General features: G+C 62.6%; 25 protein-coding genes. 20 read left to right on the forward strand and 5 right to left on the reverse strand.

Features of this window, described 5'->3' with window-relative positions; genetic code table 11:
* Positions 1-12: 12 nt before the first annotated feature.
* Positions 13-753 (forward strand): SDR family oxidoreductase, encoded by a 741-nt coding sequence (locus ACP146_RS06810; protein WP_422366014.1) that lies wholly within the window; start codon positions 13-15, stop codon positions 751-753.
* Here ACP146_RS06810 and ACP146_RS06815 read toward each other — a convergent pair.
* Positions 743-1690 (reverse strand): homocysteine S-methyltransferase family protein, encoded by a 948-nt coding sequence (locus ACP146_RS06815; RefSeq protein ID WP_422366015.1) that lies wholly within the window; start codon positions 1688-1690, stop codon positions 743-745. The genes ACP146_RS06810 and ACP146_RS06815 overlap by 11 nt on opposite strands.
* A 76-nt stretch (positions 1691-1766) precedes the next feature.
* On the opposite strand from ACP146_RS06815, the gene ACP146_RS06820 reads away from it, so the two are divergent.
* Positions 1767-2432 carry a LysE family transporter gene (locus tag ACP146_RS06820; RefSeq protein WP_422366016.1) on the forward strand — a complete coding sequence of 222 codons (666 nt, stop codon included), beginning with the start codon at positions 1767-1769 and terminating at the stop codon, positions 2430-2432.
* A 10-nt stretch (positions 2433-2442) separates the two neighbouring features.
* Here ACP146_RS06820 and ACP146_RS06825 read toward each other — a convergent pair whose 3' ends face one another.
* The gene (locus tag ACP146_RS06825) at positions 2443-3342 is read right to left on the reverse strand and encodes a DMT family transporter (RefSeq protein ID WP_422366017.1); all 900 of its coding nucleotides are present in this window, start codon (positions 3340-3342) and stop codon (positions 2443-2445) included.
* 415 nt (positions 3343-3757) lie between these two features.
* Here ACP146_RS06825 and ACP146_RS06830 point away from each other — a divergent pair, with 415 nt between their 5' ends.
* The 9 genes from ACP146_RS06830 to ACP146_RS06870 all read left to right on the forward strand — a co-directional run bounded on the left by ACP146_RS06830 (position 3758) and on the right by ACP146_RS06870 (position 13717).
* Positions 3758-4825: an ABC transporter ATP-binding protein gene (locus tag ACP146_RS06830; protein WP_422366018.1), complete on the forward strand. Its 1068-nt coding sequence runs from the start codon at positions 3758-3760 to the stop codon at positions 4823-4825.
* 83 nt (positions 4826-4908) lie between these two features.
* Positions 4909-6225, forward strand: coding sequence for an ABC transporter substrate-binding protein (locus tag ACP146_RS06835; protein WP_422366019.1), 1317 nt, complete (start codon positions 4909-4911; stop codon positions 6223-6225).
* 101 nt (positions 6226-6326) lie between these two features.
* Positions 6327-7319, forward strand: a complete 993-nt coding sequence (locus tag ACP146_RS06840; protein WP_422366020.1) for a carbohydrate ABC transporter permease — start codon at positions 6327-6329, stop codon at positions 7317-7319.
* Positions 7312-8247, forward strand: a complete 936-nt coding sequence (locus ACP146_RS06845; protein WP_422366021.1) for a carbohydrate ABC transporter permease — start codon at positions 7312-7314, stop codon at positions 8245-8247. Before ACP146_RS06840 ends, ACP146_RS06845 begins: the two co-directional genes overlap by 8 nt.
* 36 nt (positions 8248-8283) lie before the next feature.
* Complete coding sequence (locus ACP146_RS06850; protein WP_422366022.1) at positions 8284-8820, forward strand: GNAT family N-acetyltransferase; 537 nt, start codon at positions 8284-8286, stop codon at positions 8818-8820.
* A 77-nt stretch (positions 8821-8897) separates the two neighbouring features.
* The gene (locus ACP146_RS06855) at positions 8898-9755 is read left to right on the forward strand and encodes an N-formylglutamate amidohydrolase (protein WP_422366023.1); all 858 of its coding nucleotides are present in this window, start codon (positions 8898-8900) and stop codon (positions 9753-9755) included.
* A gap of 91 nt (positions 9756-9846) precedes the next feature.
* Positions 9847-11400, forward strand: coding sequence for a Do family serine endopeptidase (locus tag ACP146_RS06860; RefSeq protein ID WP_422366024.1), 1554 nt, complete (start codon positions 9847-9849; stop codon positions 11398-11400).
* 255 nt (positions 11401-11655) lie between these two features.
* A complete protein-coding gene (locus tag ACP146_RS06865; RefSeq protein WP_422366025.1) occupies positions 11656-12327 on the forward strand; it encodes a winged helix-turn-helix domain-containing protein in 672 nt (223 codons plus the stop codon).
* Complete coding sequence (locus ACP146_RS06870) at positions 12320-13717, forward strand: ATP-binding protein (RefSeq protein WP_422366026.1); 1398 nt, start codon at positions 12320-12322, stop codon at positions 13715-13717. Before ACP146_RS06865 ends, ACP146_RS06870 begins: the two co-directional genes overlap by 8 nt.
* Before the next feature lie 73 nt (positions 13718-13790).
* Here ACP146_RS06870 and ACP146_RS06875 read toward each other — a convergent pair whose 3' ends face one another.
* Positions 13791-14582: a hydroxyacylglutathione hydrolase gene (locus tag ACP146_RS06875; RefSeq protein WP_422366027.1), complete on the reverse strand. Its 792-nt coding sequence runs from the start codon at positions 14580-14582 to the stop codon at positions 13791-13793.
* A 98-nt stretch (positions 14583-14680) separates the two neighbouring features.
* Positions 14681-15067 (reverse strand): hypothetical protein, encoded by a 387-nt coding sequence (locus tag ACP146_RS06880; protein ID WP_422366028.1) that lies wholly within the window; start codon positions 15065-15067, stop codon positions 14681-14683.
* Between the two features lie 90 nt (positions 15068-15157).
* Between ACP146_RS06880 and ACP146_RS06885 the strand changes: the two genes are divergently transcribed.
* Positions 15158-16066, forward strand: a complete 909-nt coding sequence (locus tag ACP146_RS06885; RefSeq protein ID WP_422366029.1) for an isocitrate lyase/PEP mutase family protein — start codon at positions 15158-15160, stop codon at positions 16064-16066.
* Here ACP146_RS06885 and ACP146_RS06890 read toward each other — a convergent pair whose 3' ends face one another.
* Positions 16067-17713: a DUF427 domain-containing protein gene (locus tag ACP146_RS06890; RefSeq protein WP_422366030.1), complete on the reverse strand. Its 1647-nt coding sequence runs from the start codon at positions 17711-17713 to the stop codon at positions 16067-16069.
* A gap of 257 nt (positions 17714-17970) precedes the next feature.
* On the opposite strand from ACP146_RS06890, the gene ACP146_RS06895 reads away from it, so the two are divergent.
* From ACP146_RS06895 to ACP146_RS06930, 8 genes are all read left to right on the forward strand, one after another.
* On the forward strand, positions 17971-18789 hold the full coding sequence (locus tag ACP146_RS06895) for a DeoR/GlpR family transcriptional regulator (protein WP_422366031.1): 819 nt from the start codon (positions 17971-17973) through the stop codon (positions 18787-18789).
* Between the two features lie 214 nt (positions 18790-19003).
* On the forward strand, positions 19004-20527 hold the full coding sequence (gene glpD, locus ACP146_RS06900; protein ID WP_422366032.1) for a glycerol-3-phosphate dehydrogenase: 1524 nt from the start codon (positions 19004-19006) through the stop codon (positions 20525-20527).
* Complete coding sequence (locus ACP146_RS06905) at positions 20527-21606, forward strand: ABC transporter ATP-binding protein (protein WP_422366033.1); 1080 nt, start codon at positions 20527-20529, stop codon at positions 21604-21606. The genes glpD and ACP146_RS06905 overlap by 1 nt, the downstream gene beginning before the upstream one ends.
* Before the next feature lie 10 nt (positions 21607-21616).
* Positions 21617-22690, forward strand: coding sequence for an ABC transporter ATP-binding protein (locus ACP146_RS06910; RefSeq protein WP_422366034.1), 1074 nt, complete (start codon positions 21617-21619; stop codon positions 22688-22690).
* Between the two features lie 2 nt (positions 22691-22692).
* Complete coding sequence (locus ACP146_RS06915; protein WP_422366035.1) at positions 22693-23556, forward strand: carbohydrate ABC transporter permease; 864 nt, start codon at positions 22693-22695, stop codon at positions 23554-23556.
* A complete protein-coding gene (locus ACP146_RS06920; RefSeq protein WP_422366036.1) occupies positions 23553-24353 on the forward strand; it encodes a carbohydrate ABC transporter permease in 801 nt (266 codons plus the stop codon). Before ACP146_RS06915 ends, ACP146_RS06920 begins: the two co-directional genes overlap by 4 nt.
* A gap of 2 nt (positions 24354-24355) precedes the next feature.
* Positions 24356-24637, forward strand: a complete 282-nt coding sequence (locus ACP146_RS06925; protein ID WP_422366037.1) for a DUF2160 domain-containing protein — start codon at positions 24356-24358, stop codon at positions 24635-24637.
* Positions 24638-24731: 94 nt separating this feature from the next.
* Entirely contained in the window at positions 24732-26477 is a 1746-nt protein-coding gene (locus ACP146_RS06930; RefSeq protein ID WP_422366038.1) for an ABC transporter substrate-binding protein, read from the forward strand.
* The last annotated feature ends 148 nt before the right edge of the window (positions 26478-26625 follow it).

Raw genomic sequence — 26625 nt, forward strand, 5'->3', positions numbered from 1 at the left:
AGGAAGAGTAGGATGGGGGATCGTCTGGCCGGAAAAACGGCGCTGGTTACCGCGGCGGCGCAAGGCATCGGCCGCGCGACCGCCCTTGCCTTTGCCGCCGAGGGGGCGGCGGTGATGGCAACCGACATCAACGTCGACCGGCTGGAGGAACTGGGCGGCACGCCGGGTATTTCAACCCGCCGTCTGGACGTGACCGACACTCAGGCGATCCACAGTCTGGCGGCGGAGATGCCGCCGCTCGACGTGCTTTGCAACGTCGCCGGCTTTGTCCACCACGGATCGATCCTGGACTGCCCGGAAGACGACTGGGATTTTTCCTTCGATCTGAATGTGAAGTCCATGTACCGCACGATCTCCGCCTTCCTGCCGCCGATGCTCGATGCCGGGGGCGGCTCGGTCATCAACATGGCATCGGTGGCATCATCCATGCGCGGTATCGCCAACCGCTGCGTCTACGGCACCAGCAAGGCGGCGGTGATCGGCCTCACCAAGTCGGTAGCCGCCGATTTCATCGGTCAGGGTCTGCGCTGCAACTGCATCTGCCCTGGCACGATCGAGTCCCCGTCGCTTGAAGACCGTATCGCTGCCTTCGATGATCCGGTGGAGGCGCGCAAGGCCTTCATCGCGCGGCAACCCCTGGGCCGCCTCGGCACGGCAGAGGAGATTGCCGCCATGGCGGTCTATCTGGCTTCCGATGAGTCGGGTTACACGACCGGCGCGGCGATGGTGGTCGACGGCGGCTTCACGCTCTAGACTGAACGAACCTATCCCGGGCGCGCGCAGCGGCCTGAATGTGTTCGACGGAAAGGCCGCAGCAGGCGCCGATGATCCGGGTGCCCTGGTGCAACCAGTCGAGAAAGAACGCTTCCATGCGTTGCGGTTCGATGACGTCGATGAAACGCCAGTCCGGCATCTCGAAGTAACCGCCGTCGGGATAGGCCATCAGGGCGCCGTCGAAGGTCTTTCGGGTTTCGGCCTGTGCTTCGGCGATGAGGTCGGCGCCGCTGTGCATGCAGCCGGCGGCATCGACCCCGGCAGCGGGCAGAAGGTCGGTCACCGCAGAGAGCGGCAAATCCTCATGCTGCAGAAAACTGATCATCCGGCCCTTGCGATCGCGCCGGGCGCTGAGGCCGAACCAAAGCGGCAGCCCAGTGGCCTGTGCGGCCTCCAGCGCAAGCTTCGCCCGCTGCGGATGATACATCATCTCCAGGATGATCAGTTCCGCGCCGGATGCCTTCAGGATCTGCGCTACCTCGTGAAAGGCATCCGAAAGCTGGCTGTCGCTCGGCAGTTTGCGGAGGTCGGACTTGGCCGTGCCCTCGGCAATCGGGATCATGTGGGAGAGGGAGCCCGCAACCACCACCGCCCGGCCATCCGGTGCCGTGTCGCGCGCGTGCAGGGCCGCCTCGACGGCGCGGCGATTGATCTCCGCCACCTGGTCGCCATAGCCGGCCCCGGAGAGCATCAGGCGCGAGGAGGCAAAGGTGTTGGCGGTGATCACCTCGGCCCCGACGGCGATGTAGTCCCGGTGAATGTCACTCAGCAGCCGGTCGTTCCCCAAGGTCGCCACGCCGCACCAGGCGGCCGGATCCATGTCGATGCCGCGGCGCTGCAACTCCGTGCCCGTGGCGCCGTCGAGGATCACCACCTCGCCGTCATCAAGACGTTTCTTCAGTTTGCTGTAGGGCATGGTCTTTGTTCGGGGACTCCCAGATCCGGGCGGGCTCATCTATTCTGATGCCGTCACCATCTTGGAGGGCGCGCCCTTGTCTGGCATCTCTTTTTTCAGCAGTTCCTTCGGTTCGGTCGAAAACCTTTACGCGGCGGCCTTTATCGCCGGTGTCTGGGCTGTCACGGTCCTCAGCCCCGGACCGAACCTGCTGGCGACCCTCCACGCCACAGCCCAGGGCGGCGCGCGGGCCGGGGTGACGACTGCCGCCGGCATCGGCTTCGGCACGGCAATCTGGGCCGGGCTCAGCCTTGCTGGTCTGGCGGTGCTCTTTGAGACCTTCACCTGGGCCTACACTCTGGTGAAGCTGGTCGGTGCGGCTTATCTCATCGTCGTGGGTCTGAAACTGCTGTTCCAGCGCCGCACGGCGGCGGCGCCAAGTCAATTGACAGCGCCCAAGGGCGGCGGGTTGCGCCGCGCCTTTGTTTTCGGTTTGGCGACCGATCTGGCAAATCCCAAGGCTGCGGCTTTCTTCGTCTCACTTTTCGCGGTCTCGATCCCCGCCGGCAGTCCGCTGGTCTTTCAGTTCGCCGTCTGTCTGCTGGTGGTCGCCATCGCCGTAGCCTGGTACGCCCTGGCGGCGCTGATCTTTGCACGGCCCCGGGTCGCGGCGGCCTACGGGCGGGCGCGGCGCTGGGTCGAGCGTATAACGGGCGCGCTTTTCGTTGGGGCAGGCCTGCGTCTGGCGACCGAGCGCTCCTGAAAGAAGAGGTTCAGGTAGAGCCTTTCACCCGGCGTTCGCGGTACAGCAGGTAGAGGCCGCTGCCCAAAACAACAGCCGCGCCGCTCAGGGTCCAGGAATCGGGCAGGTCGCCGAACACCAGAAAGCCGAGCAGGATCATGGGCACGATCTGGGTGTAGTTGAAGGGCGCCAGGATCGGTGCCGGTGCCATGCGGTGCGCGATGATCAGCATCCAGTGACCGAACCCGCCGAGGGCGCCGATGAGGGCCATGAGCAGCCAGCCGGTCAGATCCGGCGCCTGCCAGACAAACGGCATGACGGGGGTCACCAGCAGCGTGCCCACCAGGGCCGTGTAGAACTGTGTCGTTATCACCGAGTCGACGCCTGCCAGCTTGCGGGTGGTGATCTGGTAGAGCGCGATGGCGATGGCGGTAAAGAGCGCGAGTCCCGCGGCCCAGTGAATGAGCCCGATATCCGGGCGCACCACGATCAAGACGCCGACAAAGCCGATGAAGATCGCGGCCCAGCGCCGTGGGCCGATTTTCTCGCCCAGCAAAGGCACGGAAAAGAGAGCGACCAGCAAGGGAACCGAAAAGAAGATCGCCGACGTCTCCGCCAACTGCAGATACTGCAGTGCGACAAAGTTGCTGCAGGTTCCGAAGAACAGCAGAAGGGAGCGGAAAATCTGAGTGCCGAGCCGCTTGGTGCGCAGCATTGCGAAGCCGTGGCGCGGCCAGAAGAGGATCAAGGCAAAAACGCAGTGTCCGGTGTAGCGCGCCCAGACCACCTGTTCGGTCGGATAGAACTGCACAAGATACTTCGCCGTCGCATCCAGCCCCGCAAAAACGGTGAAGGCGGCAACCATGAGGGCAATGCCCTGCAGCGGCGCATTCACCAGCGGCTGGATATGAAGGTCTTTGGACGTCTGCATCGAATGTCCGGGGCTGCCTCGTTTGATCAGCCGGTCCGGATCGCAGGAGACCGTACCCAGCGCGGCAGATCATGCTAGCGGCGCATTCGATGGGGCGACAGCCCCATCTCCGCAGGTCTCCCATGTCGAACTGTGGGACCCGGGTCCTGGAGACTCTGCGACACTGCCCTGCAAGACCGCTCCTCACGGGCCCCGGCTCTCTGGCCTGACGGCGGCCATCGTGATTACTATGTCTTGCTCGTGAGAGACGAGTTCAAAGGCCTCGTACCCTTTCTGCGGGTTTTTGGGCGGAACGGCGGGCAGGTTGGCGGGAAACGCCAAGATCACAATGGACGCGATTACGTATACGATGTATGTTGATTGCTAATGAAAGGACAAAGCCCGGAATCATGGGCTTTCGATAGGGGGAGGCTTTATGGCCGACGTCGAGATTTGCGAAGTTCGCAAGTCGTTTGGCGCCACGGAGATCTTGCACGGGGTGGATATCACCATCCCGGACAAGTCCTTTACGGTTCTTGTCGGCCCTTCGGGCTGCGGCAAGTCGACTCTGCTGCGCATGATTGCCGGCCTGGAGAAGGTCACTTCCGGCGAAATCATCATCGAAGGGCAGGTGGTCAACGAGGTGCCGCCCAAGCAGCGCGATATTGCCATGGTGTTTCAGAACTATGCGCTCTATCCGCATATGAAGGTGTTCGACAACATGGCCTTCTCGCTGAAGCTGGCGAAGGTCGATCCCGAGGTGATCGAGGAAGCGGTGCACCGCGCCGCCGGCATCCTGAACCTGGAAGAATATCTCGACCGCTTTCCGCGCCAGCTTTCCGGCGGGCAGCGTCAGCGGGTGGCCATGGGCCGCGCCATCGTCCGCGACCCTCGGGTGTTTCTCTTCGACGAGCCGCTGTCCAATCTGGACGCCAAGCTACGGGTACAGATGCGCACCGAAATTCGCGAGCTGCACCAACGTCTTCAAACGACGACGGTCTATGTCACCCATGATCAGATTGAGGCCATGACCATGGCCGATCAGATCGTGGTCATGCACGACGGCATCGTCGAACAGATCGGCGCGCCGCTGGAACTCTATGACAATCCCGCGAACGTCTTCGTCGCCGGCTTCATCGGCTCACCGGCCATGAACTTTCTGCCCGGTGCGGTCGAGCGTGGCGGGCAGGCCAAAGTGACCATGAGCGACGGAACGGCTCTGCCCCTGGCCGACGCGGCGCCGGCCGGCGACGGCCAGCCGGTGGTCTACGGGGTTCGTCCCGAACACCTGGATCTGGTCTCCGAGAAAGACGGTTTTGCCGCCGAAGTGGTGGTGGTGGAGCCCATGGGATCTGAAACCCAGGTCCTGGTACGCCTGGACGGCCGGGAGATAACCGCCGCCTTCCGCGAGCGTCACGAATTTCACCCGGGTCAGCAGATTCATCTGCGGCCTAATCTAAGCAAGGTACATCTTTTCAGTCAGGATTCCGGCGAGAGGCTTTAGACCCAGCAGCCGGGCTCCTTTATTGCCGTGTCGAAAATCATAGTCAGAACGCCAAAACAAAAAAAGGAATGGGAGGAGTAGCCATGGACAAGAAGTTCACACGCAGATCGATCCTCAAGGCCACAGCGGCGACGGTCGCCGGTGCGGCTGTTGTCAGCAGCGATCTTCTGGATTGGGGCAGCGCCTGGGCGGCGGACTCGCCCTTTAAGCCGGAGGACGGCGCCAAGCTGCAGGTCCTGCGCTGGAAGCGGTTCATTCAATCCGAAGAAGATGCTTTCATGGAACTGGTGGCGGCTTTCACCAAGGCCACCGGCATCGAAGTCGAAGTGCTGAACGAGTCCATGGATGATGTGCAGCCCAAGTCTTCGGTCGCGGTCAATGTGGGCTCCGGTCCCGACCTGATCTGGGGCCTCTATTCGCTGCCGCATCTCTTCCCCAACAAGTGCACCGACCTGACCGACGTGGCCGACTATCTCGGCGGCAAGTACGGCGGCTGGGTGCCCGCGGCGGAGACCTACGGCAAGAGCGGCGACAAGTGGATCGGCATTCCGATGTGCTTCGGCGGCAACTACATCAACTACCGCAACTCCGCCATCGAGAAGGCCGGCTTCAAGGAAGTGCCGCAGGATCTGGAAGGCTTCCTGGCCCTCTGCGAGGCTATGAAGGGCGGCGGCCTGCCCGCCGGTATGGCGCTTGGCCATGCCACCGGCGATGCCAATGCCTGGGTGCACTGGGCGCTGTGGTCGCATGGCGCGGCGATGGTCGACGAGAACGACAAGGTCATCCTCAACAGCCCGGAATCCGTGACCGCCTGCGAGTATGTGAAGAAGCTCTACGATGCCTTCATTCCCGGCACCGCGTCGTGGAACGACGGCTCCAACAACAAGGCCTTCCTGGCCGGTGAAGTCGGCCTCACCAACAACGGCATCTCGATCTATCAGAAAGCCCTGGTCGACGGCCTCGACGTTAAGGACGACATGGACCATGCCTACTATCCGGTCGGTCCGGTCGGCGTGCCGACGGAGTTCCACATCGCCTATCCGATCCTGGTGCCGACCTATTCGAAGTTCCCGAACGCCGCCAAGGCCTTCGTGACCTTCCTGATGGAGGCCGAGCAGTACAACCGCTGGCTCGAAGGGTCGGTGGCCTATCTGACCCACTCGCTGAACGCCTTCAACAGCAATCCGATCTGGACGTCCGATCCGAAGCGCGAGATCTTTGCGGAAGCGGCCAACCGCACTTTTGTGGCAGGCTACAAGGGCTCGGTCGGTCAGAAGGCGGCCTCGGCGATTTCCGAGTTCATCGTGGTCGACATGTTTGCCAATACGGCAACCGGTCAGATGTCGCCCAAGGACGCCGTCGCCGATGCGACCAAGAAGGCAAGGCGGATCTACCGCTAAACGAGACGGGCCGGCTTGGTCATAGGCTGCCACAGCAGGATGCTCGGGCGGTTTATGTGCCAGGCCGGCTCCCCCTCGCTTGATGCCGGGAAAGGCTAGGAATGGCGGAATCGACGCTTCGAAGTGGATCGGCCGTGGTGCTGACGCCGGGTCTCTGGACCCGTCTGAACAACAACCGGAACTGGCTGGGGTTCTGGTTCATGCTGCCGGCGGCAGCGATCCTGGTGCTGTTCCTGACCTATCCCCTGGGCCTTGGGGTCTGGCTCTCCCTGACCGATGCCAGTATCGGCAATCCGGGAAAATTCATCGGCATCCTGAACTTCTACGAGAAAGAGTGCTATGGGCCCGACGACTGTGAAATCTACGGCCTGTTCGGCGATCATGTTTTCTGGCAGTCGGTCTGGCAGACGATTTTCTATACGACTTTTGCCAGCGTAGTTAAGTTTGCCGTCGGTCTTTACCTGGCGCTACTGCTGAACAACCATCTGCCCTTCAAGGCGCTGCTGCGGGCCGTCATTCTGCTGCCCTTCATCGTGCCCACCGTGCTTTCGGCGCTGGCCTTCTGGTGGATCTACGACGCGCAGTTCTCGATCATCTCCTGGAGCCTGACCAAGCTCGGCCTCATCGATCAATACATCGACTTTCTGGGCGATCCCTGGAATGCGCGCTGGTCGCTGATCTTCGCCAATATCTGGCGCGGCGTGCCCTTTGTCGCCATTACCCTGCTGGCCGGGCTACAGACCGTGCCGCCCTCGCTCTACGAAGCGGCGACCCTGGACGGCGCCAACCGCTGGCAGATGTTCCGTCATGTCACCTTTCCGATGCTGACGCCGATCATCGCGGTGGTGATGACCTTCTCTGTGCTCTTCACCTTCACCGACTTCCAACTGATCTGGGCAATCACCCGCGGCGGTCCCGCCAACGCCACCCACCTGATGGCGACGCTCAGCTACCAGCGCGCCATTCTGGGCGGCAACATGGGGGAGGGTGCGGCGATCTCGACAGCGATGATTCCCTTCCTTCTGGCCGCCATCATGGTGTCCTGGTTCGGTCTGCAGAGACGCAAGTGGCAGCAGGGAGAGACCGATGACTGAAGGCGCCAAACAACAGGCCAGGATGCGGGCCAAAAGCGCTGCTGCCGCTGCCAAGGCCTCGGCCAAGGACGACGCGGAAGGCATGGACTTCCTGATGACCCGCCGCACCAAGTGGGTGACGATCTACATACCGCTCTCGGTCATCGTCTTCATCCTGTTGTTTCCCTTTTACTGGATGACGCTGACGGCGCTGAAGCCCAATGCCGAACTTCTGGACATGGAAACCACCAGTCCGCTCTGGGTGGCGGCGCCGACGCTGTCGCATATCTTCCATGTGATTTTCGAAACCGATTATCCGGTTTGGATGTGGAACACCATGATGGTTTCGGTGGTGGCAACCTTCATCTCGCTGGTGGCCTCCGTACTGGCCGCCTATGCCATCGTGCGCATCCGTTACAAGGGATCGCAGTGGGTTGGTGGGCTGATCTTCCTCGCTTATCTGGTGCCGCCCTCGATTCTGTTCATTCCGCTCTCGGTCATCGTGCATGCCTACGGCTTGTTCGATACGCCCATGGCGTTGATCCTGACCTATCCGACGATCCTCATTCCTTTCTCCACCTGGCTCCTGATGGGCTATTTCAAGACCATCCCCTATGAGTTGGAGGAATGCGCCCTGATCGACGGGGCGAGCCGTACCCAGATTCTGCTGAAGATCGTGCTGCCCCTGGCGGTGCCGGGCCTGATTTCCGCCGGCATCTTCTCCTTCACGCTGTGCTGGAACGAATTCATCTACGCCCTGACCTTCATCTCCACCACCTCCAACAAGACGGTGCCGGTGGCCATGCTGTCGGAGTTCGTGGACGGCGATATCTATCGCTGGGGCTCGCTCATGGCCGGGGCCCTGCTGGGCTCGTTGCCGGTGGCGATTCTTTACTCCTTCTTCGTTGAGCATTATGTCTCTTCGATGACCGGCGCGGTGAAGGAGTAGCGGCTCTCCCGCCCGGCCTCACGACGGGAGGTCTAGATGATTATCAGGGAAGCAGGCGAAGGCGACCTGCCCGCAGTGCTGGACATCCACCGTCAGGCCTTCGGTCAAGAAGAAGAGGCCGCGCTTGTCGAGGCCATCGTGAGAGATCCCAGTGCAGAGCCGGTGCTTTCCCTCATCGCGGTCGAGGATGACCGGCCCGTCGGGCACATCCTGTTTTCGCAGGTGGGTCTCACTGAGTCTGCAACGCCCGTTTCCGCCGCGATCCTGGCGCCTCTGGCGGTCGTGCCCGCGGCCCAGAGCCGGGGTATCGGCGGCAAGCTGATCGAAGAGGGTGTGGCGCGGCTGGCCGCTTCCGGTGTCGATCTGGTTTTCGTGCTGGGCTATCCCGACTATTACGGCCGCCATGGCTTTGCGGCCGCGGGCCCGCAGGGCCTGGATGCGCCTTATCCCATTGCGCAGGAACACACCGATGCCTGGATGGTGCGGGACCTCGGCAAGGGCCTGGTCGGGACTGTGCGCGGCAAGGTCGCCTGCTGCGACGCGTTGGACCACCCGGCACTCTGGATCGAGTAGGGAAAAGAAAGCTCCCTTCACCTGCGCGACGACGCTAGATTGGAGCCCCTGTTTCCCATCAGACTTGGAGTTTTGGGATGTCCGTCCCTTCGTCCGAAGCAAAACTGCGCCTTGTCGCCCCCCGGGCGGAACCGGTGCCGGTGGTCTTCGACAGCCCGCACAGCGGCAAGGCCTATCCGGCGGATTTCGGCAGCATCGCGCCCATGGCGGTGCTCAGGCGTTCGGAAGATGCCTTCGTTGACGAACTTTACAGCGCGGCGCCGGATCACGGCGCACCGCTGATCGCGGCGGAGTTTCCGCGCATCTATATCGATCCGAACCGCGACCTCGTCGATCTGGATCCGGCAATGCTGGATGGCCCCTGGGCGGAGCCGGTGGTGCCGAGCCGCAAGACCGAACTCGGCGTCGGTCTGATCTGGCGGCTGATGCCGCCGGATGCGCAGATCTACGACCGCCTGCTCAGCGTTGCCGAGGTACAGCGCCGGATCGACACCTGCTGGCGGCCCTATCATGCCGCCGTGGCCGGGGCGATCGACGACGCCCATGGCCGTTTCGGCGAGGTCTGGCACATCAACTGTCACTCCATGCCGGCCATGGGCAACAGCGGCACCGAGGACGGGCCGGTGGCGCGCGCGGAATTCGTGCTCGGTGATCGCGACGGCACGACCTGCGATCCCGCCTTTACCGCTTTCGTCGCCGACCAGCTCAGAGATCTCGGCTATCAGGTGAAGCTCAACGAGCCCTATAAGGGGGTGGAACTGGTGCGCCGCTACTCCGATCCCGCGAAGGGCCGCCACAGCCTGCAGGTGGAAATCAACCGCAAGCTCTACATGGATGAAGAGCGTATCGAGCGGAATGGCGGGTTTTCAACGCTCAAGGCGAACATGGACCGGCTTATCGCTGCAATCTGCGCTTATGCCCGGGACCGGGCCTAACATGAACAAGAGTTAATCCCGCGGCAAGGCGACGGTAACGCCCGGCCCCCACGTCCTCAGCAGCTTTTGAACCTGCTGAGGAGATAGCATTATGGTTCCCGTTTGGGCCCAAATCCCTGGGTTTCCGCGCCAAACCGAAGGCCTGGCTTCGGGGGCACGGCGCTCTCCCCTGACGCTGATGGCCGTGGCGGGTCTCTCTCTCGCCCTTATCGCCGGCTCCATAAATCCCGCCGACGCCCGGCCGGCACCGGCAAGCTTCGCCGATCTGGTCGAAGACGTGGCGCCGGCGGTGGTGAACATCGCCGTGGTTCAGCGCGGTGAAGTCAGGGCCCAGGGACCGCGGTCGATGCCGGATGACCTGCCCTTCGGAAACGATCCCAACCTGCGTGAATTCTTCGAAAGGTTCTTTGGACCCGGTGGCCGCCCCGACGGCAACCAGGCCGAGCCTCGGCGCCCGCGCCAGGGGGCGGGTTCCGGCTTCATCATCGATGCCGAGGGCTACGTCGTGACCAACAACCACGTGATCGATGGAGCCGATGAGATCACGGTCACCCTGAAGGACGGTGCGTCCTACGAGGCGGAGCTGATCGGTGCCGATCCCCGCACCGATCTTGCCTTGTTGAAAGTCGATGCGGAAGGACCCCTGCCGTTCGTCGAGTTCGGTGAGTCGGACGGCCTGCGCCCGGGTGACTGGGTAGTTGCAGTCGGCAGCCCCTTCGGTCTCGGCGGCTCGGTAACCGCCGGTATCGTGTCGGCACGCGGCCGAGACCTGCCCGGCGGCAGTCTGATCGACTTCATACAGATTGACGCGCCGATCAACCGTGGGAACTCCGGCGGCCCGACCTTCGACACGGAAGGCGCGGTTATCGGTGTGAACACGGCGATCTATTCGCCCAACGGTGGCAGCGTGGGTATCGGCTTTGCCATTCCCTCCAACCTCGCCAGCCGGATCGTCGACGACCTGCGGGACGACGGCAAGGTCGAGCGGGGCTGGCTGGGCGTCCGTATCCAGCCGGTTACGCCCGACATCGCCGAAGGATTCGGCATGGCTGCTGCCGAAGGCGCCTTGGTTGCCGCCGTCGAGCCGGACAGCCCGGCGGCGAAGGCCGGTCTGCGCGCCGGGGACGTGGTCACGGCCTGGGACGGCAAAACCGTCGTCCGGGTGAAGGACCTGAGCCAGTTGGTGGCCGAGACCCCGGTGGACAAGGCCACGTCGATGCAGGTCTGGCGCGACCGGGAGCCTTTGGAACTGACGGTCGTCACCGGCGCGGTGCCGGGTGAGGAGCAGGTCTCCGGTTTACCGGGCCCGCAGTCCGGGGCCGCGGAAGACCCCGCTGAAGCCGAGCTTGGCGATACCGGTGTGACGGTGACGTCCCTCGACGAGGAAGCGCGTGAAACCCTGGGGCTGACGGAGTCCGACAGCGGTGTTGTCATCGTCGATATCGCCCCGGACAGCCCGGCCGCCCGGAGCGGGCTGCAGCGCGGCGACGTGATCCGCAGCATCACCCTGGAACCGGTAAAGACGCCGTCGGAGGCTGTGGACCGCATCGAGGCTTTGCAGGAAGCCGGCGAATCGGTTGCGACGATCAAAGCTGTGCGCCGTGGCAGTGAGAGCTTCTTCGCTCTGCGTTTGTCCCAGGCATAAGACTATCGCAACAGGTTCGGGCCGCCGCTCTCCTTGAAGTTGCCTTCGGCAGCTTCAGCGGCCCGGAGCTGCTCTCGGTGGGACACGTAGTCCCGCAGGCGAGGAGCGCCCCAAACGATCGGGGCGCTCCTTTGCCGTTCAGGCCTGTCGGCCGGCCGCGGGGGTTGCGGCGGGCAGGCTGGGAAAGGCATAACCCTAATGACGATCTGCAAAGACTCCGAAATCTCGTGGACACGGCGTGAGAGACAGACCGCGATGCGTGTTTTGATTGTCGAAGACGACGGCGAAACGGCGGGTTATATCGCCAAGGGCCTCCGGGAAGCCGGCTATGCGGCGGAAATTGCCGTAGACGGGAAGGAGGGACTGCTGCGCGCCGCCAGTGAGGACTTCGACCTGGCGATCGTCGATCGCATGTTGCCGAAGGTCGACGGGATCTCGGTGGTCGAAACCCTCCGGGGCACGGGCAGCAGCCTGCCGATCCTCTTTCTTTCCGCCATGGGGGGCGTCGATGACCGGGTAAAGGGCCTGCGCGCCGGTGGAGACGACTATCTGGTAAAACCCTTTGCCTTCTCGGAGCTTCTGGCCCGAATAGAGGCTCTGCTGCGGCGGCCCGCCGAGGGCAAGGCGGAAACCGGCCTGCGCCTCGCGGACTTGGAGATCGATTTGTTGTCGCGCCAGGTGCGGCGCGGCGGCCAGGTGATCGACCTGCAGCCCCGCGAGTTCAAGATCCTGGAGTATCTGATGCGCCACGCCGGTCAGGTGGTGACGCGCACAATGCTGCTGGAAAATGTCTGGAACTATCACTTCGACCCGCAGACCAATGTGGTTGACGTCCACATTTCCCGCCTGCGTCAGAAGATCGACAAGGAATTCGACAAGGCATTGCTGCATACCGTGCGCGGTTCGGGGTACTCGCTTCGTGAATAGGGCCAGCCTGCTCCAGTCGCGTATTTTTCGGCTGGTTCTGGTCTATCTCTGTTTCTTCACCCTGGCTGTCCTTCTGCTGACTGGTGCGATTTTCTGGGCAACCTCCAGCAGCGTCTCCCGCCAGACCGACTCGACCATCGACGCCGAGATCAGGGGACTGGCGGAGCAATTCTCCCAGCGCGGCACCCCCGGCCTTATTGCCGCCCTTCAGCGCCGAACCGTCGCCGCGGCGCAAACCCGCGGCCTTTACCTGCTGATGGGGCCGGATAACCGCGTCCTGGCGGGCAACCTCAGCCGCTGGCCCGATGAACCGGCGGACAGCGAGGGTTGGCTGACCTTCCGTCTGGAGTTTCCGGAAGTCGAAGGCGGCGGCGTGAATTTCGGGCGGGCGCGAACCTTCAACCTGCGCGGCGGCCTTCGCCTGCTTGTCGGCCATGACGTAAGGGAGCGGGACCGTGTTGCGGTGCTGATCCGCGAGATCCTGGCCTGGAGCCTTTTGGCGATCTTCGGCATCTCCCTGCTTGGCGGCCTGCTGATGAGCCGCGTCTTGTTGGGACGTATCGAAACGATCAACCGTACCAGCCGCGACATCATGGCCGGCGACCTGACCCGCCGGGTGCCGGTCAGCGGACGCGAGGACGAATTCGACCAGCTTGCCAAGAACCTCAATGCCATGCTCGACCAGATCGAAAGACTGTTGGGGGGCATGCGGCAGGTCAGCGACAACATCGCCCATGATCTGCGCAGCCCCCTGGCGCGGCTGCGCAGCGGCCTCGAACTGGCATTGATCGAAGACCCCGGGTCTGACGGCTATCGGGATGCGATCGCCAAGGCGATCCGCGAGGCCGACAGTCTGTTGAAGACCTTCACAGCACTGCTGAGCATCGCCCAGGCGGAAGCTGGGGCATCGCGGGATCGCTTTGCGAGTGTGGATCTGCAGGATCTTATCCAGGACGTGGTGGAGTTGTACGATCCCCTGACCGAGGAACTGGGGATCACGCTGGAAGTGCGGCCGCTCCAGGCGGTTCGGCGGACAGGCGACCGGGATCTGCTGTTCCAGGCCCTGGTCAACCTGCTGGATAATGCCATCAAGTTTTCAGGAGCCGGCGGGCGCATTGAAATTGGCGTCGAGAGACAGGACGGAACAGCCATTCTCTCCGTCAGCGACCGTGGACCGGGCATTCCCGAGGACCAGCGCGAAGAGGTTCTGAAGCGGTTTGTCAGGCTGGAACAAAGCCGCTCGACGTCGGGCAGCGGCTTGGGCCTCAGCCTTGTCCAGGCCGTCGCGCATCTGCATGACGGCGAACTGCTGCTAGAAGACAATGCGCCCGGCCTGCGGGCCAGCCTCCGTCTGCCCGTCGGGCCATCCGAAGGCGGCGGCTCACGCTGATACCAGAATCCTGGTCTCGGAAACGATAGCCGGTGCCTTCACGATGACCGGCTGTTCCGATCCCTGAACCTCGCTACCAGCTGTTGCGCAGCTCGCGCAGCTTCAGGAAGACCTCCTTGGCACTCGGCGTTTCGGACAGATCGGGAAAGACCTCGCGCAGTCTGGCGATAACCGTCGGGCTCTGCAGGCGGAAGAAGGTGTTGATCGTTTTCTCCTGCCCCAGTGTGGAGATCAGGGCCGCATCGGGGTCCTGGTCGTCGACCTGGCGCAGCAGAGCCTCGGCGTCGCTGTTGTCCGGCTCGCGGTCGAGCGTAAAACGCAGGTTGTTGGCAATGTAATCATGGCCGGGGTAGATCTGCGTCGCGTCGGGCAGTTTGGAAAGCTGCTCGGCGAAGGTGTGATAAAGCTCGTTGGGATGACCGCCGTTATGGCAGTTGCCGGCACCGGCATTGAAAAGCGTGTCACCGCAGAACAGGGCGGGTTGTTCGGTCCGTGACAGCAGACAGACGTGGCTCATGGTGTGGCCGGGGGTATCGAGAACCTCAAGATCGACAGTGCTGCCGACCTTGACGACGTCACCGGCGGCAAGCCCCTGGTCCATACCGGGAATGCGGTTCTTGGCGTTCTGGTGCGCCAGGATCTTTGCACCGGTCGCCGCCACCACCGGCTTGTTGCCGCCGATATGGTCGCCGTGCTCATGGGTGTTGAGGATCTGGGTGATTTCCCAGCCGCGCTCTTTCGCTTTCGCCAGGCACTTCTTGTGGTCAAGCGGATCGATCGCCAGGGCTTCGCCGCTTGCCGGACAGGCAATCAGGTAGTTGAAATTGCGGTAGGCATTCCCGGTCCAGATCTGCTCAACGATCATCTTTTGCTCCTCTTGGGGCCGGCCCATTGCTGCTTGGCCGGTTCGGCGTCAGCATAGGCCATCGCGCGCCGCCGCACCATCGCGCCGGGGTTAAAAGCCTAGCGAATGAGTTGCAGCATGCTGCGAAAGTCGTCGCTGTCGGCGCGCTCCAGCCACTCGAAGACCACCATCTCGGCAGTCACGGCTGTGATGGCCTGGCCGGCCAGCGCTTCAACAGTTGGACGCTCCGCGGCCGGCAGACAGTCAAGGACAAGAAAAAGGTGAAGCCTTTCTCTCAGCGCGTCTTCGATCTCCGGGCGCGCCAGGCTGGTGCTGACCACCTGGTCGCGGCCCTGCTCGAGGGCAGTGGTGGCGGCGAAGCCTTCGGCCGTGCTGCGGGGCACATGAAGACGCTCCGCAGCAGCGCTCAGGAGTGATTGCGCCTCCGTCGGGTCCTCTGGGTCAGCGGCGGTAAGAAGGGTCGAGCGCCCTGCCGAAAGCAGCATGGGGATTTCATCCGTATCGAGACTGACTGCTGAGAGAAGACTAGCCTATTGGCCGCTCTCGCCAATATGTTTCCTTTCGGAAACTTCATTATGGCGAGTCTCGAAAAGAAGGTGATGGTGATGGGGATCGATGGTTCCGGTGAAAAGGCCGTGGACAGGCTGCGCAAGATTCTGGCGAAACCCGGGTTGACGCAGATGCCCTGCTGTTTCGATGCGCTTTCGGCCAGGCTGATCGAGCGGGCCGGATTTCCGGTCACCTTCATGAGCGGTTTTGCCGTTTCTGCCGCGCGCCTAGGGTTGCCGGACACCGGGTTGATTTCCTATGGCGAGATGCTCGACCAGGGGCGCAACATCTGCGCCGCCACCGGAATCCCGGTGATCGGCGACGGGGACACCGGCTACGGCAACGCGGTGAACGTAAAGCGCACGGTGGCCGGCTATGCCCAAGCCGGGTTTGCCGCCGTGATGATCGAAGACCAGGTTTGGCCCAAGCGCTGCGGCCATACCCGGGGCAAGGCGGTGGTCGATCACGCCGAAGCGATGGCCAGGGTGCAGGCTGCCGTCGACGCGCGCAACGAAGGGGCCGACATCCTGATTCTCGCCCGGACCGACGCCCGCGGCACCGACGGTCTCGACGAGGCCCTGCGCCGCGTCGAAGGTTTTCAGCGCCTGGGTGCGGACATCCTCTTCCTGGAAGCGCCGAAGTCGGAGGCTGAGATGCGCGCCTTTTGCAGTGCCGTCGACCGTCCGACCCTGGCCAACCTGGTGGAGCAGGGCGAAACCCCGCTACTGGCTCCGGCGGCGCTGGAGGAGATTGGCTACAAGCTGGCGGCCTATCCGCTGACCCTTCTCTCCGTTGCCATGCGGGCGATGGAGGAGGCGCTGGCGACTTTCAAAGATGGCCGTCATCCGGAAGCCCTGCTGACCTTTGCCGAGCTGCGCCAGCGTGTCGGCTTCGAGGACTATTACAGCGAAGAGGAACGCTACGCCGGCGGGTGACTACTCACCGGCTGCCGGGCTCAATTCGGGCAGGGTAAAGACCTCGATCTCTTCAGCGACGCCGCGCAGACGGTGGTGCCCCAGGGATACGAGTTCGTCTGACACGACACGCTCGAAGTCTTCTGAGATCAGCAGGGTGACGCCCAGTTCCTTGGTCAGGCTGTCGATCCGCGCGGCCTCGTTGGTTGCCGGGCCGATGACGGTGAAGTCGAGGCGGCTCGACCCGCCGATATTGCCATAGGTCAAGTCGCCCAGATGCAGCGCCAAGCCGAAGCGCAGGGGCGCCCGGCCTTCTTCGGCCAGATCGGCATTCACCTCGTGCATTCTGGCGAGGGCATCTCTTGCCGCTTCCAATGCTTCACAGCCGGCAGTCTGCCCGCAGAACATCTCCTTGCCTTCTTTCGAGGTGCCCGTCTTCTCCATCGGGAAGATGGCCAGCATGCCGTCGCCGATAAACTTCAGAACCTCGCCGCCGCGGTCCAGAACGGCCCCGGCCATGGCCTCGAAGAAGCGGTTGATGAGGTCCAGGTAGTCGTCCCTAGACACGCTGTCGGCCAGAGCGGTCGAACCGCGCAGGTCGCAGTACCAGATGACCGCCGGGATGTTCTCGCCGTCGCCGCGCTTGATCAGTCCGTTCAGCACCCGCTGGCCGGTGTAGGCGCCGAGATAGGTATCCAGCAGCGTGCGGGACATCCGGTGCATGGCATGCACTTCCAGCAGGCGGCTGAGGATCGGCAGGACCTCGTGGATCTGGCCGAGGTGCTCGGTAGTGAATCCGCCGACACGGTCGGTCGCCAGAGTCAGGATATTGATCTTGCCGTTGGAAAACCGCATCGGCATGGCGACGTAGTCCGTACAGCCGGCTTCGACCAGATCGCTCAGGATCGGATAGTCCAGAGTCGGGTTCGGCCCTTCCAGGCGGCGGCGGATGCCGCCGGCGCCCTCGAAGATCGGCATCAGGGGGCTTTTCAGATAGGCCTCGGACTGCAGGCCGTAGTGCGGAAAGTCGCGCTCGTCCACCACCGTTTCGCCGCGGCGCCAGACAAAGGCATTGCTGGCCATCTGCGGATGCAGGGTGGGGATGATGACGTTCATCCGTGAAACGCCGAAGCCGGCTTCGGCCAGTTGTCTGCCGAGACGGTCCAGCAGTTCGGCCGAGGAGGTTGCTTCCCAAGCTTCGCGCAGCATCCAGGCGGCCAGCGGATTGCTGTACTCCGTCAGGCTCTCGCCCGGATCGATTTCGACTTCCCGGTCCTCTTCGAACCAGGCATCCATCTGATTCCAGTAAAAGGCGATGTAGCCGCGTATGCCCAAGGCCTCTTCGATCGGGTCCTCATAGCTCCAGGCCGCGTTCTCGGCTGATTTGTCGCCGACCTTCACGGTCCAGTAGTTGGCGGTTCCCTTGAACGGACAGTAGGTGCGGTGATCGCTTGGCTCGAGAAACTGCATGGCGATGTCTTCGCGCGGGACGTAGTAGATCGCCGGCAGCCGGGTCTCATACAGAATCAGGGCGCGGCGGCTGTCGGCGATGATCTCGCCGTTGAAAACCACCTTCACATGCTTGCCGCTTGGCTCGATACCAATGCGGTAATCGCTGGAATCGAGGGTTTCCGGCAGTTTGGGGGCGAGGGGGGCGGCCTCTTGCATAGATCTCTGGAACCTTCCGGATAGCCGGGCCGCGGCGGTGGCTCGCGCCGGCTGGATGATGGGTTGCAATCAATATAGGGGCTTCCCGCCGCCCTTTCACGCGCTCAGATAGGGGAGGGACCGGAACACACAGGGGTGTGATACCGATGAAAAAGTGAGCGGTTTCATTGATCTAACAGGATCTATCGCCTGAGGTTCGGATTTTCGGTTCCGAAAATATCATTGAACGCTTATGCTGAGGCCATGAGAGGGTGGAAATGAGCGAACCGGCTGGGAACGCGGAAGCGGGCGCGGCGCAGGACGAACCCGTTGAGCTGAACCAGCGGCAGGAACGGATCATCGATCTGGTCCGCGAGCGCGGTTTCGTGGCGATCGAGGCTTTGGCCGAACATTTTGAAGTGACGCCGCAGACCGTGCGCCGGGACATCAATCAGCTTTGCGACCAGGGCCTGCTGCGCCGCTATCATGGCGGCGCCGGTCTGCCGTCGTCTGTGGAGAACCTCGCCTATCGGACCCGCCAGGTTCTGAACCGCGGGCAGAAGGCCAGCATCGCCTCGATCGTGGCGGCGGCGGTGCCCGACAACGCGTCGCTGTTCATCAATATCGGGACGACCACGGAGGAGGTGGCGAAGGCCCTCATCGACCATCGAGGCCTCCGTGTTATCACCAATAATCTTAATGTTGCCAATATGTTGGCGGCAAAGCCGGACTTCGAAGTCATTGTCGCCGGCGGCTTGGTGCGGAGCCGCGACCGGGGTATCGTGGGGGAGGCGACCCTGGACACCATTCAGCAGTTCAAGGTCGACATCGGGATCATCGGCATCTCGGGAATCGACGACGACGGTTCGCTTCTCGACTTCGACTATCGCGAGGTGAGGGTGGCGCAGGCGATCATCCGGAATTCGCGCCGCGTGTTCCTGGCGACGGACCACACCAAGTTCGGCCGCAACGCCCTCGTACGACTGGGCCACATGCATGAAATCGACGCGCTGTTCACCGACCGCCGGCCCTCCGAGACGATGCAGGACATCCTCGCGGAAGCCGACGTCGAGCTGCATATCGCCGATCCGGACTAGCGCCCGAACCAGCGCAACGACCCTTGGCCCAGCCAAGGGTTGGGCTCATGCCCTGCCGGGGCCCGAAAGTTCGGAAATTTTCGTTTTCGAATATTTTCGATTGTCAGGCCGCGGTGATCTGGCCTATGGTTTCCAGAAGCAATCAAGCGCAAGCCGTTCAGGCTGCAAACTCTCCCATTCAAGGGAGAGGTGTTGGGGAGGGTCTTAGTCGGTCATGACCGAGACAGTCGACATTCTTGTCGTTGGCGGTGGCATTAATGGGGCCGGGATTGCGCGCGATGCAGCCGGCCGCGGACTCTCCGTCCTGCTCTGTGAAAAGAACGATCTCGGCAGCGCGACCTCTTCGGCCAGCACCAAGCTGATCCACGGCGGCCTGCGCTATCTCGAATACTACGAATTCCGTTTGGTGCGCGAGGCGCTGATCGAGCGTGAAGTGCTGTTGCGGGCGGCCCCGCACATCATCTGGCCGCTGCGCTTCGTGCTGCCGCACAATAAGGGACTGCGGCCGGCCTGGCTGATCCGTCTCGGCCTCTTCCTCTACGATCATCTCGGCGGCCGTAAGCTGTTGCCGGGGTCCAAGGGCGTCGACTTGCGCCGCCACGTCGCGGGTGAGCCGCTGGTGCCCGAGTTGCAGAAAGGTTTCATCTATTCCGACTGCTGGGTACAGGACTCGCGCCTGGTGGCGCTGAATGCGCTGGATGCCCAGGAGCACGGCGCCGAGGTGCTGACCCGCGTCGAGTGCGTCTCCGCCCGGCGCCAGGACGATCGCTGGCAAGTGGTGCTGCGCGACCTTAGAAATGGCGAGAAGCGTGAACTGACGGCGCGGGCCCTGGTCAATGCGGCGGGTCCCTGGACTGCCGAGTTCATCGAGCAGCGCGCTGGCTTGAACAAGGCACAGTCGCTGCGTCTGGTGAAAGGCTCCCACATTGTCGTGCGCAAGATGTTCGAGCACGACTATCCCTATATTTTCCAGAATCCGGACGGGCGCATCATCTTCGCCATTCCCTACGAGCAGGACTACACCCTGATCGGCACCACCGATGTGGATTACAAGGACGATCCCGCCGAGGTCGCCATCTCCGAAGAGGAGACCGAATACCTCTGCTCCGCGGTGAACGTCTACTTCAAGAAACAGATATCGCCGGCGGATGTGGTCTGGACGTATTCCGGGGTTCGCCCGCTTTATGACGATGCGGCCTCCAGCGCCTCCTCGGCCACGCGCGACTACGTGCTGGAGCTGGACCACGGGGAGGGACGGGCGCCCCTGCTGTCGATTTTCGGCGGCAAGATCACCACCTTCCGCAAGCTCTCCGAACACGCCATGCAGAAGCTGGCCGAGGCATTGGGGCCGCTGGGCGACCCCTGGACCGCCGATGCAGCCTTGCCGGGCGGCAATATTGCCGATGCCGACTTCGACGGCTACCTGCGGCGTTTCAAGCAGGCGCGGCCCTGGCTGCCGGCGGATCTCGCCTGGCGCTATGTGCGCAACTACGGCACCCGGGCGGAGCGCATCACCGCCGGTGCCGCTTCCCTGGCCGATCTTGGTGAGGATTTCGGTGACGGCCTGCATGCGGCGGAGATCGACTACCTGCGCCAGCATGAATGGGTCGAATCCGCTGATGACTTTCTTTGGCGCCGGTCGAAAATGGGCCTGCACACCTCGGATCAGACAAAGCAGAAGCTCGAGGCCTGGATGGAGAGCCATCACGGGGATACGAGCCGGCAGGAGTCCGCCTGATGACCTTGACGCTTCAGAACGTGAGCAAGCGCGTCGGTGCGGAGATGCACATCAGCGACGTTAGTCTGACGCTCGACACCGGCTCCTTGAACGTGCTTCTGGGGCCGACGCTCTCCGGCAAGACCTCTCTCATGCGCCTGATGGCCGGCCTCGACAAACCCACCGAGGGCGACATCCTGGTCGACGGCAAGTCGGTTGTCGGTATGGCGGTGCAGAAGCGCAACGTCGCCATGGTCTACCAGCAGTTCATCAACTATCCGACACTGACGGTCTATGAGAACATCGCCTCGCCGATGCGGGTGGCCGGCGTCGACAAGGCGACTCTCGATAGCAAGGTACGGGAAGCCGCCGACCTGCTGAAGCTCGGTGACTTCCTCAAGCGCACGCCGCTGGAGCTGTCGGGCGGCCAGCAGCAGCGCACCGCCCTGGCACGGGCCCTGGTAAAGGGCGCCGATCTGGTATTGCTGGACGAGCCTCTGGCAAACCTGGACTACAAGCTGCGCGAGGAACTGCGCGTCGAATTGCCGAAGATCTTCGCCGCAACCGGTGCGGTTTTCGTCTACGCGACGACCGAGCCTCATGAAGCCCTGCTGCTGGGCGGCAAGACGGCGACCCTCTGTGAGGGCCGGGTGACGCAGTTCGGCCCGACGATCGAGGTTTACAACCGCCCGGCGGACCTGATGACCGCGCGAACCTTTTCCGATCCGCCGATGAACCTGGTCCCCATGACCAAGACCCAGGGATCGATGAGTTTTGCCGGCAAGGCGGTGCCGGTGCCGCCTTCGGCACAGGATCTCGCGGACGGTGCCTACAAGGTCGGCATCCGCCCCCATCACCTGCTGCTGCATCGCCCGGCGGGCGCGGCGCTCGAAGTGACCGGCGCCGTGTCGACCACGGAGATCACCGGCTCCGAGAGTTTCATTCATGTCGAGAGCGAGGGCGAGCGCTGGGTGGCTCTGACACACGGCGTTCACCGTGTCGAGGTCGGCGATCACATTCCGGTCTATCTCGATCCGGCTTCCTTCTTCATTTTCGATGGCGCTGAGCGACTGGTTGCTGCGCCCTCGGGTAAGCTGTGAGGGCAGGGCCATGGCACAGATATCCCTCGACGAACTTGCCCACTCCTACATGCCGAACCCGCAGAGCGAAGCGGACTTTGCGCTGAAGCAGATCGACCACGTTTGGCAGGACGGTGGCGCCTATGCGCTGTTGGGGCCCTCGGGCTGTGGCAAGACCACCTTGTTGAATATCATCTCCGGTCTCCTGGTGCCCTCGCGCGGGCGCATCCTGTTTGGCGACCAGGACGTTACGGCTCTGGCGCCGGAACAACGCAATATCGCCCAGGTGTTCCAGTTCCCGGTGATCTACGACACCATGACGGTGGCCGAGAACCTGGCCTTCCCCCTGGTCAACCGAAAGGTGCCCAAGGCGGAGATCGAGAAGCGGGTTCAGAGCACCATCGCCATGCTGGATCTTGGCGACAAGGCGAACCGCAAAGCGCAGGGGCTGACCGCCGACGAGAAACAAAAGATCTCATTGGGGCGCGGCCTGGTGCGCTACGACGTGAACGCCATCCTGTTCGACGAGCCGCTGACCGTCATCGATCCGCACATGAAGTGGCAGCTCCGCACCCAGTTGAAGGAACTGCACCACGAGTTCGGCCACACCATGATCTATGTGACCCACGACCAGACCGAGGCGCTGACCTTCGCCGACAAGGTGGTGGTGATGTACGAGGGCGAGGTGGTGCAGATCGGCACGCCCGAAGAACTCTTCGACGAGCCGGCCCATACCTTCGTCGGTTACTTCATCGGCTCTCCCGGCATGAACGTTCTGCCCTGTGAGGTCGAAGGTGACCGGCTCCGTCTCGGCGGCCGCGAGATCATGCTGCAGCGCCGCTACCCGACGCTTAGCGGGAAGATTGAAATGGGGGTCCGGCCGGAATTTGTCGGCTTGAAAGCCAAGGGCGAGGGGCTGCCGATCTCAATCTCGGCGGTGGAGGACATCGGCCGCTTCAAGATCGTCCGCGCCAGGATCGAAGGGCAGAGTTTCGATGCGGTGCTGCCGGAGGGAACGGAAATCCCCGCCGAGGCTTCGGCGGTGATCGACCCGCGCCGCATCAACATCTACCAGGATTCCCATATCGTGCGGGGAGCGGCCTGATCATGCAGAAGACGCTGAACAACAAAGCCTGGTTCATGGTTCTGCCGGTGCTGCTGATCGTAGCGCTGAATGCCGTCGTGCCGCTGATGACCGTCGTCAACTACTCGGTGCAGGACACTTTCGGCAACAACGTCTTTTTCTTTGAGGGAACCCGCTGGTTCAGCGAAGTGATGGCTTCGGAGCGCTTCCATGGCGCGCTGATGCGACAGCTTTTTTTCACTGGCACGATCCTGGCGATTGAGATTCCGCTGGGTGTGGCAATCGCCCTGGCCATGCCGCGTTCCGGCTTCTGGGCCTCGGTCTGCCTGGTGTTGATGGCCCTGCCGTTGCTGATTCCCTGGAACGTGGTCGGCGCGATGTGGAACATCTACGCGCTGCCCGATATCGGCCTGCTGGGCTTCGGCCTTAACTGGCTCGGCATTCCCTACGACTTCACGCAGCAGCCGGTCTCTGCCTGGTTCACGGTCATCCTGATGGACGTTTGGCACTGGACTTCGCTGGTGGTGCTGCTGGCCTACGCCGGTCTGCAGTCCATCGACGACAATTACTACCGCGCGGCGCAGATCGACGGCGCCTCGCGCTGGGCGGTGTTCCGCTACATTCAGTTGCCGAAGATGAAGCACGTTCTGACCATCGCTGTGCTGCTGCGCTTTATGGACAGCTTCATGATCTATACCGAGCCCTTCGTGCTTACCGGCGGCGGCCCGGGCAACACCACAACGGTGTTGTCCATCGACCTGGTGAAAGCCGCGCTGGGCGAGTTTAATCTGGGTGTCGCTTCGGCCATGAGCATCATCTACTTCCTGATGACGCTGCTGGTCTGCTGGCTGTTCTACACAATCACCATGCAGGGAGAGCAGAAATGACCCGTCTCCGCTGGCTGGTGCCGACGCTCTACATCGTTTTTCTGATGCTGCCGATCTATTGGCTGCTGAACATGTCGTTCAAGACGACCAACGAAATTCTCGGCGGCTTCTCCTGGTTCCCGGCCGATTTCACCGTCGACAGCTACGTCGAGATTCTGACCGATCCCACCTGGTACAGCGGCTATATCAACTCCATCATCTACGTTGGGCTGAACACGGTGATCTCGGTATCCTTCGCGCTGCCGGCCGCCTATGCGTTCTCGCGCTACCGCTTCCTGGGCGACAAGCATCTGTTCTTCTGGCTGCTCACCAACCGCATGGCGCCGCCGGCGGTCTTTGCGCTGCCGTTCCTGCAGCTTTATTCGTCGCTCGGACTGTTCGACACGCATATTGCGGTGGCCCTGGCCCACTGCCTGTTCAACATTCCTTTGGCGGTCTGGATTCTGGAAGGCTTCATGTCCGGCGTGCCGAAGGAGATCGACGAGACGGCATACCTCGACGGCTATTCATTCCCGCGCTTTTTCACCAAGATCTTCATGCCTCTGATCGGCAGCGGTATTGGCGTCACGGCCTTCTTCTGCTTCATGTTTTCCTGGGTGGAGATGCTGCTGGCGAAGTCGCTGACCGCGGTGGATGCAAAGCCGATCGCCGCGGTGATGACCCGAACGGCGAGTACCTCCGGCTATGAACTCGGTTTGCTGGCCGCGGCCGGCGTACTGACCATTATTCCCGGCGCGATCGTTATCTACTTCGTGCGTAACTACATCGCCAAGGGCTTTGCGATGGGGAGGGTTTGAGCATGGGTCTCTCATGGATGGCCTGGACTTGGCAGACTGGCGCTTTCTTCGGCGTGATTGCGCTGCTGCTGATCGGCATGAGTCTCTGGGAAATGAAGGATCCCGGCGGCAATCCGCGCCGTGGCGTACTCGGTCTCGACACGACGCGCGGCGACCGCCTGTTCATCACGCTGCTGGGCAGCGCGTACATCAATCTGGCCTGGCTGGCGATCCTGGGTCCCGGTCTGGGTTGGGCCATGGTGCTGTGCCTGGTCTATGCGGTGCTGGTATTCCGCTACGTCTAGGGGGCTTGGCACAGTTTTTTGGAGGAATGCGGTGGTCCCCGCAGAAGGGGCCGCAGCAGAGCGTAAACGACAGAAACCTTAGGGAGGACGACGAATGAGAAAATACCTCTTAGCAACCGCGACAGGGTTATCCCTGGCGCTCGCTGGCGGGACCGCGTTTGCGGACGGCCACGAGGGCATGGGCGCGGCCAAGAAATGGATCGAGGAGGAGTTCCAGCCCTCGACCCTTTCCATGGACGAGCAGATGGCCGAAATGGAATGGTTCATGAAGGCCGCCGAACCTTTCAAGGGGATGGAGATCAACGTGCTGTCGGAGACGATTCCGACACACAGCTATGAATCCGAAACTCTGACCAAGGCCTTCGAGGAGATCACCGGCATCAAGGTGAACCATCAACTCCTCGGTGAGGGCGAGGTGGTTCAGGCCGTCCAGACCCAGATGCAGACGCGGCGTAACCTTTACGACGCCTACATCAACGATTCGGATCTGATCGGCACCCATTCGCGGCTGCAGCTTGCCTACAACCTGACGGACTTCATGGAAGGCGAAGGCAAGGACGTGACCAACCCGGGTCTCGATCTCGACGACTTCATGGGTGCGTCTTTCACTACCGGACCGGACGGCAAGCTCTACCAGCTACCTGACCAGCAGTTCGCAAACCTCTATTGGTTCCGCAAAGACTGGTTCGACAAGCCCGAACTGCAGGCGCAGTTCAAGGAGCGTTACGGTTACGACCTGGGTGTGCCGGTCAACTGGTCGGCCTATGAGGACATCGCCGAATTCTTCAGCGTTCATGTGAAGGAAATCGACGGTGTCCGCGTCTATGGCCACATGGATTACGGCAAGCGTGCGCCCGACCTCGGCTGGCGCATGACCGATGCCTGGCTGTCGATGGCCGGTGCCGGCTCGACCGGCCTGCCCAACGGCGTGCCGATCGACGAATGGGGCATCCGCATGGAAGCGGGTTCCTGCAACCCGCAGGGTGCCTCGGTGGCGCGCGGTGGCGGCACCAACGGTCCGGCCGCCGTCTATGCCATCCGCAAGTGGGATGAATGGCTGCGTCAGTACGCACCGCCGGGTGCGGCCAGCTACGACTTCTATCAGTCGTTGCCGGCACTCAGCCAGGGCAATGTCGCCCAGCAGATCTTCTGGTACACGGCTTTCACCGCTTCGATGGTGGCGCCGAAATCCGAAGGCAACAACACCGTCGACGATGCCGGCAAGCCGCTCTGGCGGATGGCGCCGAGCCCTCACGGCCCTTACTGGCAGGACGGGCAGAAGCTCGGCTATCAGGATGCCGGTTCCTGGACGATCCTGCAGTCGACCCCGCTCGACCGTGCCAAGGCGGCTTGGCTCTATGCCCAGTTCGTCGTCTCCAAGACCGTTGACGTGAAGAAGAGCCATGTCGGCCTCACCTTCATTCGCGACAGCACGGTCCGGCACGAAAGCTTCACCGAGCGGGCGCCGAACCTGGGCGGTCTGGTCGAGTTCTACCGTTCGCCCGATCGTGTGCTGTGGTCGCCGACCGGCGTCAACGTGCCCGACTATCCCAAGCTGGCTCAGCTCTGGTGGCAGAACATCGGCGACGTCAACTCCGGTGCCTTCACGCCGCAGGAAGCCATGGATCGTCTCGCCGGTGAGATGGACCAGGTAATGGCCCGCATGCAGGCGGCCGACGAGCAGGCCAATGTCTACGGCGGCTGCGGCCCGCGTCTGAATGACGAGATGGACGCTTCGGCTTGGCTGGGCAAGGCCGACGGGCCGAAGGCCAAGCTGGCCAACGAGAAGCCGAAGGGCGAGACCATCGCTTATGAAGAAATCATCAAGCGCTGGCAGTAAGCCTGCGGTCTGATCTTCGCCGATGGCCGAGAGGTCACGGCGGGGATCAAGAGATCGAAACCACTATTGGGGCGGCTTTATGCCGCCCCTCTTTTTTGCGCAGTTGCTAATCTTCAACTTTCTCGCAAAATCTTGTGAACCAACCTGC

This window comes from Pelagibius sp. (genome assembly GCF_965249265.1).
Taxonomy (GTDB): domain Bacteria; phylum Pseudomonadota; class Alphaproteobacteria; order Kiloniellales; family Kiloniellaceae; genus Pelagibius.